Genomic DNA, 13738 nt, shown 5'->3' with positions numbered 1-13738 from the left:
CTCTCAATTTCACTTTGAAAAACCAATTTCTCTTTCACGAATCACTGTTTTCATACGAGCGATTGATTTGCGTACTTCACGAATACGAGCTGTATTTTCAAGCTGGCCAGTCGCTAACTGAAAGCGAAGATTGAATAATTCTTCTTTTAATGATTTGACTTTTTGTTCAATTTCGGCAGTGGTAAGGTCACGAATATCATTAGCTTTCATTTGATTCACCACCAATTTCTTCACGTTTTACAAACTTACACTTAACAGGAAGTTTGTGTGATGCAAGGCGAAGTGCTTCACGAGCGATTTCTTCAGATACACCTGCAATTTCGAACATAACTTTCCCAGGCTTAACAACTGCTACCCATCCTTCAGGAGCACCCTTACCGGAACCCATTCGGACTTCTAGAGGCTTAGCTGTGTAAGGCTTATGAGGGAAAATTTTAATCCATACTTTACCGCCACGTTTCATGTAACGAGTCATAGCGATACGGGCAGATTCGATTTGACGGTTTGTGATCCAAGAAGCTTCAGTAGCTTGAAGACCAAATTCACCGAAAGTCACTTCAGTGCCGCCTTTAGCTTGACCGCGCATTTTTCCACGGTGCACACGACGATATTTTACGCGTTTAGGCAGTAACATATTATTTGCCTCCTTCCTCAGATTTCTTCTTCGTAGGAAGGACCTCTCCACGATAAATCCATACTTTCACACCAAGCTTACCGTAAGTTGTATCAGCTTCAGCTGTAGCATAATCGATATCAGCACGAAGAGTATGAAGTGGAACTGTTCCTTCGCTGTAAGATTCAGAACGAGCGATATCAGCACCGCCTAAGCGACCAGATACCATTGTTTTGATACCTTTAGCACCAGCGCGCATTGCACGTTGAATAGTTTGCTTTTGAGCACGACGGAAAGATACGCGGTTTTCTAATTGACGAGCAATGTTTTCCGCAACTAATTTCGCGTCGATATCAGCTTTTTTGATTTCAAGAATATTGATGTGTACACGTTTGCCAGTTAGTGAGTTAAGAGCTTTACGAAGTGCTTCAACTTCAGTACCACCTTTACCAATAACCATTCCTGGCTTGGCAGTGTGAATAGTGATGTTTAAACGATTAGCAGCACGTTCGATTTCTACTTTAGAAACAGAAGCATCGTTCAAGCGCTTTGTGATGTACTCACGAACTTTAAGGTCTTCGTGTAAAAGATCAGCATAGTCTTTGCCTGCGTACCATTTTGATTCCCAATCACGGATAACACCGATACGCAAACCGACTGGATTTACTTTTTGACCCACTGATTACCCCTCCTTCTTTTCTGATAAAACGATAGTGATATGGCTAGTACGTTTGTTGATTTGGCTTGCACGGCCCATTGCACGAGGACGGAAACGCTTAAGTGTTGGTCCTTCGTCAACAAATGCTTGAGTAACTACTAAAGAATTAACGTCCATTTCATAGTTGTGCTCAGCGTTTGCTAATGCAGATTTTAAAACTTTCTCTACGATTGGAGAAGCAGCTTTTGGCGTTAATTTTAAAATCGCTACCGCTTCACCTACTTGCTTTCCTCGAATTAAATCTACGACTAAACGAGCTTTACGAGGAGCAATACGAACTGTTCTTGCAACAGCTTTAGCTTGCATATGAATGCCCTCCTCTCATTAACGTCTTGTTTTCTTATCATCATTGCCATGCCCTTTGTAAGCACGTGTTGGAGCGAATTCTCCAAGCTTGTGGCCTACCATGTCTTCAGTGACATATACAGGAACGTGTTTACGACCATCGTAAACTGCAATTGTGTGTCCTAGGAATTGTGGGAAGATCGTAGAACGGCGTGACCAAGTTTTGATAACTTGTTTGCCATCAGTTTCATTTAGCTTTTCGATCTTTGCCATTAAATGATCATCAACAAAAGGCCCTTTTTTTAAGCTGCGACCCATGAGTGAACCTCCCTTCGTGATTGATCTACGGTTCTACACATGAACCGTAGGACAACCCCGTTATTTTTTACGACGACGAACAATAAACTTATCCGACTTGTTTGATTTTTTGCGTGTTTTGAAACCAAGTGTTGGTTTGCCCCAAGGAGTCATTGGAGACTTACGTCCGATTGGTGAACGTCCTTCACCACCACCGTGTGGGTGATCGTTAGGGTTCATTACAGATCCACGAACAGTTGGGCGCTTACCTAACCAGCGGGAACGTCCTGCTTTACCGATGTTAATAAGTTCGTGTTGTTCATTACCTACTTGACCTACAGTCGCACGGCATGCAGCAAGGATCATACGTACTTCGCCAGAGTTTAAGCGTACAAGCACATATTTGCCTTCTTTACCAAGAACCTGTGCAGAAGTACCTGCAGAACGAACTAATTGTCCACCTTTACCAGGTTTTAATTCAATATTGTGAATAACAGTACCCATTGGCATGTTTGATAATGGCAGAGCGTTACCTACTTTAATATCTGCTTCAGGACCAGACATTACTTCCATACCTACTTCTAGGTTTTTAGGAGCAATGATGTAGCGCTTTTCACCATCTACATAATTAATTAAAGCAATTCGTGATGAACGGTTTGGATCGTACTCGATCGTAGCAACGCGTCCTGGAATGCCATCTTTGTTACGTTTAAAATCAATAATACGATACTGGCGTTTATGACCGCCGGCTTGATGACGAACAGTTATCTTACCTTGGTTGTTGCGGCCTGCTTTTTTATTCAATGGAGCTAAGAGTGACTTTTCCGGTCTATCAGTAGTGATTTCCTCGAAAGTGAACCCTGTCATTCCGCGACGACCATTAGAGGTAGGTTTGTACTTTTTAATCGCCATTTTATTCCCTCCTCTTCAATTATTATTAAACTTCAAAGAATTCGATTTCTTTGCTGTCTGCTGTTAATTTAACGATTGCTTTGCGACGCTTGTTAGTGTAACCGCCGAAACGTCCCATACGCTTGAATTTACCTTTGTAGTTCATAACGTTAACTTTCTCAACTTTAACGCCGAAAATTTCTTCTACAGCATCTTTGATTTGAGTTTTGTTAGCTTTAACGTCAACTTCAAATGTATATTTTTTATCGGCCATTATATCAGAAGAAGCTTCAGTAATTACGGGGCGCTTAATGATATCGCGTGCATCCATTATGCAAGCACCTCCTCTACTTTTTCAACCGCTGCTTTCGTCATGATTAATTTATCATGATTTAAAACATCAAGAACGTTAATTCCTGTAGCTGTTACAACAGTTACTCCAGGGATGTTACGAGCAGATAATGCTACATTTTCATCTAAGTCAGCTGTTACAACTAATGCTTTAGAATCAACAGAAAGACCTTTTAATACACCCTTAAAGTCTTTTGTTTTTGGAGTTTCGAAAGCTAGGCTTTCTAATACTAGAATGTTTTCTGCTAACACTTTAGAAGATAGAGCAGATTTGATCGCTAAGCGACGTACCTTTTTAGGTAACTTGTAGCTGTAGCTACGTGGAACAGGACCAAATACAGTACCACCGCCACGCCATTGTGGTGAACGGATAGAACCTTGACGAGCACGGCCTGTGCCTTTTTGACGCCATGGCTTGCGACCGCCGCCTGCTACTTCAGAACGAATTTTTGTTTTGTGAGTTCCTTGACGTAAAGAAGCTCTTTGCATAACAACCGCTTCAAATAGAACATGGTTATTAGGCTCGATACCAAAGATTGAATCGTTTAGTTCGATTTCACCAACTTGTGATCCGCCTTGGTTAAATAATGCTACTTTCGGCATTCTTATTTCCTCCTTTCCGACTTATTACTATGCTTTAACCGCACTTTTAATTTTTAATAAAGCTTTTTTAGCTCCAGGTACATTACCTTTGATAAGTAAAAGGTTGCGTTCAACGTCAACTTTTACGATTTCAAGGTTTTGAACTGTAACTTGCTCTCCGCCCATGCGTCCTGGTAATAATTTACCTTTGAATACACGGTTTGGAGCAACAGGACCCATAGAACCAACACGACGGTGGTAACGAGAACCGTGAGACATTGGTCCGCGAGATTGTCCGTGGCGTTTAATAGCACCTTGGAAACCTTTACCTTTTGAAATTCCTGTTACATCAACAGTTTCACCTGCTGCGAAAATATCAACTTTGACTTCTTGACCAACTTCATATTCTCCTAAATTAACTCCGCGTAATTCACGAACGAAGCGCTTAGGAGCAGTGTTAGCTTTTGCAACATGGCCTTTTTCCGGCTTGTTAGATAGCTTTTCACGTTTGTCTTCGAATCCGATTTGGATTGCTTCGTAGCCATCAGTTTCTACTGATTTCTTTTGAAGAACAACGTTACCTGCTGCCTCAACAACTGTTACCGGGATAAGAATACCGTTTTCAGCAAACACTTGAGTCATACCAATCTTTCTTCCTAAGATTCCTTTGGTCATTTCAGTCACACCTCCTGATTGTTAAGTTTAATTTATTTCATTAAAGTTTGATTTCGATATCTACACCAGATGGTAAATCTAAACGCATTAATGAATCTACCGTTTGTGGTGTTGGGTTAACGATGTCGATTAGACGCTTATGCGTACGCATTTCAAATTGTTCACGAGAATCTTTGTACTTATGAACCGCACGAAGAATTGTGTAAACAGATTTTTCAGTAGGTAATGGAATCGGACCAGATACAGCCGCACCAGAACGCTTTGCAGTTTCAACAATCTTTTCAGCAGATTGATCAAGAATTCTGTGATCATACGCTTTTAAACGAATACGAATTTTTTGTTTTGCCATTATTTTCCCTCCTTTTCGCCTATTTTAAAATAGACATTCTCCGTGAAAATTTCCCACACACTCGCCATGGCAAAGCGGCCGGGTGTGTCAGCAACCTTTCACTTCATCGCAGTCAAAGACCAACATTGTCTATTATACATAAACCATAAGTAAATTGCAAGATAAAATCCTGTAATTTCTTATGTCTATCACACTCGTATAATTATATCGGCATTTCATCTCTTTTTCAAGCTTGAGTAAGAGAATCCAAAAATTTCATAATGGATGAACACCTTAAAAAGCTCTTCATTTATATTTGTCGCTTCATATTTATTAATATAGAAGAAACTAGTCAATTTTTTCAAAAATAAAACCAGATGGATCGTCACCCATCTGGTTTATATTAACTAATAATTACTCTTGGATTGTAGCAACAACGCCAGCGCCTACTGTACGGCCACCTTCACGAATTGAGAACTTAGTTCCTTCTTCGATAGCGATTGGAGCGATAAGCTCAACAGTCATTTCAATGTTATCTCCAGGCATAACCATTTCTACGCCTTCTGGAAGATTACAAATACCAGTTACGTCAGTTGTACGGAAGTAGAACTGAGGACGGTAGTTAGTGAAGAATGGAGTATGACGTCCACCTTCTTCTTTAGATAGAACGTATACTTCAGCTTTGAACTTTGTGTGTGGCTTAATAGTACCTGGCTTAGCAAGTACTTGACCACGTTGGATATCTTCACGAGCTACCCCACGAAGTAGAGCACCGATATTGTCTCCAGCTTCAGCATAGTCTAGTAATTTACGGAACATTTCAACTCCAGTAACAGTAGTTGATTTTGGCTCTTCTGTGAAACCTGTGATTTCAACAACGTCCCCAACTTTAACTACTCCACGCTCAACACGTCCAGTAGCAACTGTTCCACGACCAGTGATTGAGAATACATCCTCAACTGGCATCATGAATGGCTTTTCAGTGTCACGAGTTGGGTTTGGAACGTACTCATCAACAGCAGCCATTAATTCAAGAACTTTTTCTTCCCATTCTGGTTCGCCTTCAAGAGCTTTAAGAGCAGAACCTTTAACAACTGGAATGTCATCGCCAGGGAATTCATATTCTGATAATAGATCACGAATTTCCATTTCTACTAATTCAAGAAGCTCTTCGTCGTCTACCATGTCACACTTGTTCATGAATACAACAAGGTAAGGTACACCTACTTGACGAGAAAGAAGGATGTGCTCACGAGTTTGTGGCATTGGGCCGTCAGCAGCAGATACTACTAGGATACCGCCGTCCATTTGAGCAGCACCAGTGATCATGTTCTTAACGTAGTCAGCGTGTCCTGGGCAGTCTACGTGTGCATAGTGACGGTTTTCAGTTTCATACTCAACGTGAGAAGTTGAGATAGTGATTCCACGCTCTTTTTCTTCTGGAGCGTTGTCGATTTGGTCGTAACCTTTTGCTTCACCGCCCATTTTCTTTGCAAGAACAGTAGTGATAGCAGCAGTTAAAGTAGTTTTACCATGGTCAACGTGTCCGATTGTACCAATGTTTACATGGGGTTTTGAACGGTCAAATTTAGCTTTAGCCATTAGGAAAATCCTCCTTTAATTTATAAAAATTTAAGTATTTTTAAACGCCGCGAAAAGATGTCTCCTTTCGCAGCTATGATGCCTACAATAGTAGTTATACTTGATTAAAAAGGTAAAATCAATTAAATTTATTCACCTTTATGCTTTTTGATAATTTCTTCAGAAATTGACTTTGGAACTTCTTCGTAGTGATCGAATTGCATTGTGAATACACCGCGACCTTGCGTACTAGAACGTAAAGAAGTAGCATATCCAAACATTTCAGAAAGTGGAACCATCGCACGAACAACTTGAGCGTTACCACGAGCTTCCATACCTTCTACACGACCACGACGTGAAGTGATGTTACCCATAATATCTCCCATGTATTCTTCAGGGATAATAACTTCAACGCGCATTACCGGCTCAAGAATAACAGGGTTACATTTTGATGCTGCATTTTTCAATGCCATTGAAGCAGCGATCTTAAACGCCATTTCAGATGAGTCAACATCATGGTAAGATCCGTCAAATAATCTAGCTTTAATATCAACTAATGGGAATCCAGCAAGTACTCCTCTTTCAAGAGCATCTTCAAGACCAGCTTGTACAGGAGCGATGTATTCACGAGGAACTACCCCACCGACGATGCCATTTTCGAATTCAAAGCCTTTACCTTCTTCATTTGGAGAGAATTCAATCCAAACGTGACCATATTGTCCACGTCCACCAGATTGACGTGCAAATTTACCTTCAACAGATGCTGAAGCGCGGAAAGTTTCACGGTAAGCAACCTGAGGTGCACCAACGTTTGCTTCCACTTTAAATTCACGACGCATACGGTCAACTAGGATATCAAGGTGAAGCTCACCCATACCTGCAATGATAACTTCTCCAGTTTCCTGGTCAGTATGTGCACGGAATGTTGGATCTTCTTCTTGAAGTTTTTGAAGAGCAGTAGTCATTTTATCTTGGTCAGCCTTTGTTTTTGGCTCGATAGATAATTGAATTACTGGCTCTGGGAATTCCATAGACTCTAAAATAACAAGACTCTTCTCGTCACATAGTGTATCACCAGTAGTTGTATCTTTAAGACCAACTGCTGCAGCGATATCCCCTGCGTGTACGATTGAAATTTCTTGACGGCTGTTTGCATGCATTTGCAGGATACGTCCTACACGCTCACGCTTGCCTTTTGTAGAGTTTTGTACATAAGAACCAGAGCTTAATGTACCGGAATAAACACGGAAGAATGTAAGTTTACCTACATATGGATCCGTCATTACTTTAAACGCTAAAGCAGAGAATGGTTCGTTATCATCTGCATGACGTTCTGTTTCTTCATCTGTCTCTGGATTTACACCTTGAATAGCAGGGATATCCAGTGGAGATGGAAGATAATCGATTGCTGCATCTAGCATTTTTTGAACACCTTTGTTCTTAAATGCAGTACCGCAAAGAACAGGATAAAATTCAACGCTAATAGTCGCTTTACGAATAGCAGCTTTTAGCTCTTCCTTAGTGATTTCTTCTCCACCAAGGTATTTCTCCATTAATTCTTCATCAAGTTCAGCAACAGCTTCGATTAATTTCTCACGGTATTCAGCAGCTTGATCTTGATATTCTGCAGGGATTTCCCCCTCTTCAATTTCTGTCCCAAGATCGTTCTTGTAGAATGTAGCGTTCATTTCAACTAAATCGATAATGCCTGAGAATTGATCTTCAGCACCGATTGGTAATTGAATTGGAGCCGCATTCGCTTGAAGGCGATCATGAAGAGTGCCTACAGAATATAAGAAGTCCGCACCAAGCTTATCCATTTTGTTTACGAAAACAATACGTGGTACGCCGTAAGTTGTTGCTTGGCGCCATACTGTTTCAGTTTGTGGTTCAACCCCAGATTGAGCATCAAGTACAGTAACAGCACCATCAAGTACACGAAGTGAACGTTCAACTTCAACTGTGAAGTCTACGTGTCCTGGTGTATCAATGATGTTTACGCGGTGACCTTTCCATTGTGCAGTTGTTGCTGCAGATGTAATTGTTATTCCACGCTCCTGCTCTTGCTCCATCCAGTCCATCTGAGCTCCACCTTCGTGTGTTTCACCGATTTTGTGGATCTTACCTGTATAGTAAAGAATACGCTCAGTTGTTGTTGTTTTACCGGCATCGATGTGAGCCATGATCCCGATATTACGAGTATTTTCTAAGGAGAACTCTCTTGCCATTGGGTCTTTCTCCTTCCTAGTATGAGTAGTATTTTGTATAAGGAATAAATTCTACCAGCGATAGTGAGCAAACGCTTTGTTCGCTTCTGCCATTTTGTGTGTATCTTCACGTTTCTTAACTGCAGCACCAGTGTTGTTAGCTGCATCTAGGATTTCGTTAGCTAAACGCTCTTCCATCGTCTTTTCTCCACGTAGACGAGAATAGTTTACTAACCAACGAAGACCAAGAGTAGTACGACGATCTGGACGCACCTCAACTGGCACTTGGTAGTTAGATCCGCCGACACGGCGTGCTCTTACTTCAAGTACAGGCATGATGTTTTTAAGTGCTTGATCGAAAACTTCCATTGGCTCTTTTCCAGAGCGCTCACTGATGATATTAAAAGCTGAGTAAAGAATTGCTTGTGATTTACCTCTCTTACCGTCAACCATCATTTTGTTGATAAGTTTACTAACAAGCTTTGAGTTGTAAATCGGATCCGGTAATACGTCTCTTTTTGCAACAGGACCTTTACGTGGCATATTATTTCCTCCTTTCAGAAATTCTTTTCTTTAATTTATTTAAGATTATTTTTTAGGCGCTTTCGGTCTCTTCTGACCGTATTTAGAACGGCTTTGCATACGGTTAGCAACACCAGCTGTATCTAATGCTCCACGAACGATATGGTAACGTACCCCCGGTAAGTCCTTTACACGTCCGCCACGGATTAGAACAACGCTGTGCTCTTGAAGGTTATGACCGATACCAGGAATGTAAGCATTAACCTCGATTCCGTTAGATAAACGAACACGAGCATATTTACGTAATGCTGAGTTTGGTTTTTTCGGAGTCATTGTACCAACACGAGTACATACACCGCGTTTTTGTGGTGAAGAAACATTTGTTTGTGCTTTTTTGAAGCTGTTGTATCCTTTGTTTAGTGCAGGTGATTTAGACTTTTCCTCTTTAGTTTGACGAGGTTTACGCACTAATTGGTTAATAGTAGGCATTGAATTGTCCTCCCTTCGCTATTTGTTTAAGCCCACACATCCAGGTGGTTCATTTTGATGCAAAAAACAAAGTCTTTGCAGAACGTTTCTACAAAAACAGTTTTTAATTAATTATCGCAATAGCTGCCGCACCCACTTCTATTCCACATGCTTTGCCAAGCTTTTTCATAGAATCGACATAATGTATCGGAACATTCATCTCAGTTGCAACGATTGCCACCTTTGCAATCACTTTCGGATCTGCGTCTTTGGCAACGACAACTTCTTTCGCTGTTCCTGTCTGCAGTGCTTTCACCGTTTGCTTTGTCCCTATTATAATATCTTTTGCCTGCAATACTTTTTCATAAGACATAAGTGACATCCTCCAAAGTATCCAGTTAATAGGAGCACCTTTGCTATATTAACATCTTAGTTTTTCGATGTCAACAATCAATCTAATATTTTTATTAAAAACATGTTAGAGAAAGTGTAAAAACGGTACTGGCTAAGCAACTCAGCCAGCACCGCAAATTAATATTATTCTACTGTAACAGTATCCTCAGCTATTTCTTCCTTTGTGTAAGGCTCTGCTCTGCGATATCGCTGCATACCTGTACCAGCTGGAACAAGCTTACCGATGATAACATTTTCCTTAAGTCCTAGTAATTCATCACGTTTTCCTTTAATTGCTGCATCTGTAAGTACTCTTGTTGTTTCTTGGAAAGATGCTGCAGATAGGAATGAATCTGTCTCAAGAGACGCTTTCGTGATACCTAGTAATACAGGGCGGCCTGTTGCAGGAAGCTTTCCAGCAAGAAGTGCCTTTTCATTCGCATCTGTAAACTGGTGAACATCCAGTAATGTACCTGGAAGAACATCCGTTTCAGCTGCATCGATGACACGCACTTTGCGAAGCATTTGGCGAACCATTACTTCGATATGCTTATCACCAATTTCAACCCCTTGCATACGATAAACCTTCTGAACTTCACGCAGCAAGTATTCTTGAACTGCTGTTACGTCTTTTACTCTAATTAATTCTTTCGGGTCAATTGAACCTTCTGTTAGTTCCTGACCACGTTCTACATGATCGTTCACGCCTACTTTAAGTCTAGCTGTGTAAGGAGCAGTATACGTACGTGATTCTACTTCACCTTGAACAACAATTTCATGCTGACGATCTCGACCTTCGTTAATTCCTACTACAACACCTTCAATTTCAGAAATAACTGCCTGACCTTTTGGATTACGTGCTTCAAACAACTCTTGGATACGCGGTAAACCTTGGGTAATATCGTCTCCCGCAACTCCTCCAGTATGGAATGTACGCATCGTTAACTGTGTTCCAGGCTCACCGATAGACTGCGCAGCAATGATACCTACAGCTTCCCCTACTTCAACTTCTTGACCTGTTGCAAGGTTGCGGCCATAACATTTCTTACATACACCATGACGTGTGTTACAAGTAAACGCTGATCGAATCCATACTTTATCAACATTTGCTTCTGTCACTACTTTCGCAAGGTCTTCAGTAATCAATCCATTTTCAGGTACAATTACTTCTTTTGTTTCTGGATGTCTAATCGCTTTTCTTGCATGACGTCCAATTAGACGTTCTTCAAGTGTTTCAATGACTTCGGTGCCATCCATCAATGCGCCGATTAACAGACCTCTGTCCGTTCCGCAATCATCTTCACGGACAATTACATCTTGAGCTACGTCAACAAGACGACGAGTCAGATATCCTGAGTCCGCTGTTTTAAGTGCCGTATCCGCAAGACCCTTACGAGCACCGTGTGTGGAAATAAAGTACTCTAATACTGTTAATCCTTCACGGAAACTTGAACGGATTGGTAACTCAATAATTCTACCAGCCGGGTTAGCCATCAGACCGCGCATACCCGCTAACTGTGTAAAGTTAGATGCGTTACCACGGGCACCAGAGTCACTCATCATGAAGATTGGGTTCGATTTATCAAGTGACTTCATCAGCTTTTCTTGAATTGTATCTTTAGCAGCACTCCAAATGGAGATAACACGGTCATAGCGCTCATCCTCTGTGATAAGTCCGCGTCTAAACTGCTTCATAACATTATCAACTTTACCTTGTGCCTCTTGGATAATAAGTTCCTTTTCACCTAATACCACGATGTCAGCTACACCAACTGTGATACCAGCTTTTGTAGAATACTTAAATCCAAGGTCCTTCATACGGTCTAACATTTTTGAGGTTTCAGTAATTTTATAGCGTTTGAAAACCTCTGCAATGATATTACCAAGAATTTTCTTCTTAAACGGCTCTACTATAGGCATTTCACGAATAATCGAAAGAACTTCCTGTCCTTTTTCTACAAAATACTTTGCAGGAGTTTCAACTTCTAAGTTGCTACTAGTAGGCTCATTAATATAAGGGAATGACGTTGGTAAAATTTCATTAAAGATCATTTTCCCTACTGTTGTAATTAACAGTTTTTGATTTTGCTCTGGTGTAAATGTTGGATTATTCAAGGAACCCGCATGAACTGCTACACGTGTGTGCAGATGAACATAACCATTTTGGTAGGCAAGAAGCGCCTCATTAATATCCTTGAAAATCATCCCTTCACCAACAGCACCATCTCTTTCAAGTGTCAGGTAGTAGTTACCTAAAACCATGTCCTGGGAAGGAGTAACAACTGGTTTTCCGTCTTTCGGATTCAAAATGTTCTGAGCTGCAAGCATTAATAGGCGCGCTTCAGCTTGTGCTTCTGATGAAAGCGGAACGTGAACCGCCATTTGGTCACCATCAAAGTCAGCGTTATAAGCTGTACATACAAGCGGGTGAAGACGAATAGCACGACCTTCAACTAATGTTGGTTCAAACGCCTGAATTCCTAGTCTATGAAGAGTAGGGGCGCGGTTAAGAAGTACTGGGTGCTCTTTAATGACGCTTTCTAAAACATCCCAAACTTCTGGCTGAACTCGTTCAATTTTGCGTTTTGCCGATTTAATATTATGGGATAAGCCTTTTTCAACTAACTCTTTCATTACAAATGGCTTGAATAACTCTAATGCCATTTCTTTTGGAAGTCCGCATTGATACATCTTTAAGTTAGGTCCTACAACGATAACCGAACGTCCAGAGTAGTCAACACGCTTCCCTAGCAAGTTTTGACGGAAACGGCCTTGCTTCCCTTTTAACATATGAGAAAGTGATTTTAACGGACGGTTACCAGGACCAGTAACAGGTCTGCCACGGCGTCCATTGTCGATTAATGCGTCGACTGCTTCTTGAAGCATACGCTTTTCATTTTGAACAATAATGCTTGGAGCACCAAGGTCCAATAAACGCTTAAGACGATTGTTTCTGTTAATGACACGACGGTATAGATCGTTTAGGTCAGACGTAGCAAAACGACCGCCATCAAGCTGAACCATTGGACGCAGCTCTGGTGGGATAACAGGAAGTACATCAAGGATCATCCAAGATGGTTCGTTGCCCGATCCACGGAAAGCTTCTAATACTTCTAAACGCTTAATAGCACGTGTTCTGCGTTGTCCTTGTGCTGTTCTAAGCTCTTCTTTTAAGATATCAACTTCTTTATTTAAATCGATATCAGAAAGAAGCTTTTTAATAGACTCAGCTCCCATTGAAGCTTGGAACTTGTTGCCGTATTTTTCACGGTACGCCCGGTACTCCTTTTCGGAAAGCAGCTGCTTCTTCTCAAGAGCTGTATCGCCGGCATCCGTCACTACGTATGAAGCAAAATAAATGACTTCTTCAAGAGCACGCGGAGACATATCAAGAACAAGTCCCATTCTGCTTGGGATTCCTTTAAAATACCAGATGTGAGAAACAGGAGCAGCAAGTTCAATATGCCCCATTCTTTCTCGACGTACCTTTGCACGCGTTACTTCAACGCCGCATCGGTCACAGACTACACCTTTATAGCGTACACGTTTGTACTTTCCGCAATGACATTCCCAATCCTTTGTCGGTCCAAAAATGCGTTCGCAGAACAAACCGTCTTTTTCAGGTTTTAACGTACGATAGTTAATCGTTTCAGGCTTTTTTACCTCACCATGAGACCAAGATCGAATCTTATCTGGTGAAGCAAGACCGATTTTCATATACTCAAAATTGTTTACATCTAGCAAGGGGCCTACCTCCCTTTTTATGTCCGGGCTATACCCAGTTTGCCCTAAGAAAGCAATGTGGGTGCAAAATACAATCGTTCATC

The 13738-nt window shown here is 41.2% G+C and carries 16 protein-coding genes; all 16 read right to left on the bottom strand.

Annotated features, from left to right (window positions below; translation table 11 throughout):
* Positions 1 to 9 precede the first annotated feature (9 nt).
* On the bottom strand, positions 10 to 210 hold the full coding sequence (gene rpmC, locus H0173_RS08315) for a 50S ribosomal protein L29 (RefSeq protein WP_057776544.1): 201 nt from the start codon (positions 208 to 210) through the stop codon (positions 10 to 12).
* A complete protein-coding gene (gene rplP, locus H0173_RS08310) occupies positions 200 to 634 on the bottom strand; it encodes a 50S ribosomal protein L16 (protein ID WP_221845899.1) in 435 nt (144 codons plus the stop codon). The genes rpmC and rplP overlap by 11 nt, the downstream gene beginning before the upstream one ends.
* Position 635: 1 nt before the next feature.
* Positions 636 to 1292 (bottom strand): 30S ribosomal protein S3, encoded by a 657-nt coding sequence (rpsC, locus tag H0173_RS08305; protein ID WP_221845898.1) that lies wholly within the window; start codon positions 1290 to 1292, stop codon positions 636 to 638.
* 3 nt (positions 1293 to 1295) lie between these two features.
* Positions 1296 to 1637, bottom strand: coding sequence for a 50S ribosomal protein L22 (gene rplV, locus H0173_RS08300; protein WP_221845897.1), 342 nt, complete (start codon positions 1635 to 1637; stop codon positions 1296 to 1298).
* An 18-nt stretch (positions 1638 to 1655) separates the two neighbouring features.
* Positions 1656 to 1934, bottom strand: coding sequence for a 30S ribosomal protein S19 (gene rpsS / locus H0173_RS08295; protein ID WP_221845896.1), 279 nt, complete (start codon positions 1932 to 1934; stop codon positions 1656 to 1658).
* 60 nt (positions 1935 to 1994) lie between these two features.
* The gene (gene rplB / locus H0173_RS08290) at positions 1995 to 2825 is read right to left on the bottom strand and encodes a 50S ribosomal protein L2 (protein ID WP_221845895.1); all 831 of its coding nucleotides are present in this window, start codon (positions 2823 to 2825) and stop codon (positions 1995 to 1997) included.
* A 25-nt stretch (positions 2826 to 2850) separates the two neighbouring features.
* A complete protein-coding gene (gene rplW, locus H0173_RS08285) occupies positions 2851 to 3135 on the bottom strand; it encodes a 50S ribosomal protein L23 (protein ID WP_260631100.1) in 285 nt (94 codons plus the stop codon).
* Positions 3135 to 3758, bottom strand: coding sequence for a 50S ribosomal protein L4 (gene rplD, locus H0173_RS08280; RefSeq protein ID WP_221845894.1), 624 nt, complete (start codon positions 3756 to 3758; stop codon positions 3135 to 3137). The genes rplW and rplD overlap by 1 nt, the downstream gene beginning before the upstream one ends.
* Positions 3759 to 3785: 27 nt before the next feature.
* Complete coding sequence (gene rplC / locus H0173_RS08275) at positions 3786 to 4412, bottom strand: 50S ribosomal protein L3 (protein WP_221845893.1); 627 nt, start codon at positions 4410 to 4412, stop codon at positions 3786 to 3788.
* A gap of 40 nt (positions 4413 to 4452) precedes the next feature.
* The gene (gene rpsJ / locus H0173_RS08270; protein WP_003354783.1) at positions 4453 to 4761 is read right to left on the bottom strand and encodes a 30S ribosomal protein S10; all 309 of its coding nucleotides are present in this window, start codon (positions 4759 to 4761) and stop codon (positions 4453 to 4455) included.
* A gap of 393 nt (positions 4762 to 5154) precedes the next feature.
* A complete protein-coding gene (tuf, locus tag H0173_RS08265; protein WP_221845892.1) occupies positions 5155 to 6342 on the bottom strand; it encodes an elongation factor Tu in 1188 nt (395 codons plus the stop codon).
* A 128-nt stretch (positions 6343 to 6470) separates the two neighbouring features.
* The gene (gene fusA, locus H0173_RS08260; RefSeq protein WP_221845891.1) at positions 6471 to 8549 is read right to left on the bottom strand and encodes an elongation factor G; all 2079 of its coding nucleotides are present in this window, start codon (positions 8547 to 8549) and stop codon (positions 6471 to 6473) included.
* A gap of 51 nt (positions 8550 to 8600) precedes the next feature.
* A complete protein-coding gene (gene rpsG, locus H0173_RS08255; protein WP_221845890.1) occupies positions 8601 to 9071 on the bottom strand; it encodes a 30S ribosomal protein S7 in 471 nt (156 codons plus the stop codon).
* Positions 9072 to 9116: 45 nt separating this feature from the next.
* A complete protein-coding gene (rpsL, locus tag H0173_RS08250) occupies positions 9117 to 9539 on the bottom strand; it encodes a 30S ribosomal protein S12 (protein WP_221845889.1) in 423 nt (140 codons plus the stop codon).
* Positions 9540 to 9642: 103 nt separating this feature from the next.
* Entirely contained in the window at positions 9643 to 9891 is a 249-nt protein-coding gene (locus tag H0173_RS08245) for a 50S ribosomal protein L7ae-like protein (RefSeq protein ID WP_221845888.1), read from the bottom strand.
* A gap of 164 nt (positions 9892 to 10055) precedes the next feature.
* A complete protein-coding gene (gene rpoC, locus H0173_RS08240) occupies positions 10056 to 13655 on the bottom strand; it encodes a DNA-directed RNA polymerase subunit beta' (protein WP_221845887.1) in 3600 nt (1199 codons plus the stop codon).
* Between the last annotated feature and the right edge of the window lie 83 nt (positions 13656 to 13738).

Origin of the sequence: Bacillus sp. S/N-304-OC-R1 (genome assembly GCF_019749375.1) — a bacterium.
Taxonomy (GTDB): Bacteria; Bacillota; Bacilli; order Bacillales; family Cytobacillaceae; genus Cytobacillus.
This window is presented reverse-complemented; position numbering and strand designations above follow the sequence as displayed.

Excerpts from the sequence above, each read along its gene's own strand:
- rplC (WP_221845893.1), bottom strand. The coding sequence starts at position 4,412 with ATGACCAAAGGAATCTTAGGAAGAAAGATTGGTATGACTCAAGTGTTT.
- rplW (WP_260631100.1), bottom strand. The coding sequence starts at position 3,135 with ATGGATGCACGCGATATCATTAAGCGCCCCGTAATTACTGAAGCTTCT.
- rpsG (WP_221845890.1), bottom strand. The coding sequence starts at position 9,071 with ATGCCACGTAAAGGTCCTGTTGCAAAAAGAGACGTATTACCGGATCCG.
- tuf (WP_221845892.1), bottom strand. The coding sequence starts at position 6,342 with ATGGCTAAAGCTAAATTTGACCGTTCAAAACCCCATGTAAACATTGGT.
- rpmC (WP_057776544.1), bottom strand. The coding sequence starts at position 210 with ATGAAAGCTAATGATATTCGTGACCTTACCACTGCCGAAATTGAACAA.
- H0173_RS08245 (WP_221845888.1), bottom strand. The coding sequence starts at position 9,891 with ATGTCTTATGAAAAAGTATTGCAGGCAAAAGATATTATAATAGGGACA.
- fusA (WP_221845891.1), bottom strand. The coding sequence starts at position 8,549 with ATGGCAAGAGAGTTCTCCTTAGAAAATACTCGTAATATCGGGATCATG.
- rplV (WP_221845897.1), bottom strand. The coding sequence starts at position 1,637 with ATGCAAGCTAAAGCTGTTGCAAGAACAGTTCGTATTGCTCCTCGTAAA.
- rplP (WP_221845899.1), bottom strand. The coding sequence starts at position 634 with ATGTTACTGCCTAAACGCGTAAAATATCGTCGTGTGCACCGTGGAAAA.
- rplD (WP_221845894.1), bottom strand. The coding sequence starts at position 3,758 with ATGCCGAAAGTAGCATTATTTAACCAAGGCGGATCACAAGTTGGTGAA.
- rpsL (WP_221845889.1), bottom strand. The coding sequence starts at position 9,539 with ATGCCTACTATTAACCAATTAGTGCGTAAACCTCGTCAAACTAAAGAG.
- rplB (WP_221845895.1), bottom strand. The coding sequence starts at position 2,825 with ATGGCGATTAAAAAGTACAAACCTACCTCTAATGGTCGTCGCGGAATG.
- rpsJ (WP_003354783.1), bottom strand. The coding sequence starts at position 4,761 with ATGGCAAAACAAAAAATTCGTATTCGTTTAAAAGCGTATGATCACAGA.
- rpsS (WP_221845896.1), bottom strand. The coding sequence starts at position 1,934 with ATGGGTCGCAGCTTAAAAAAAGGGCCTTTTGTTGATGATCATTTAATG.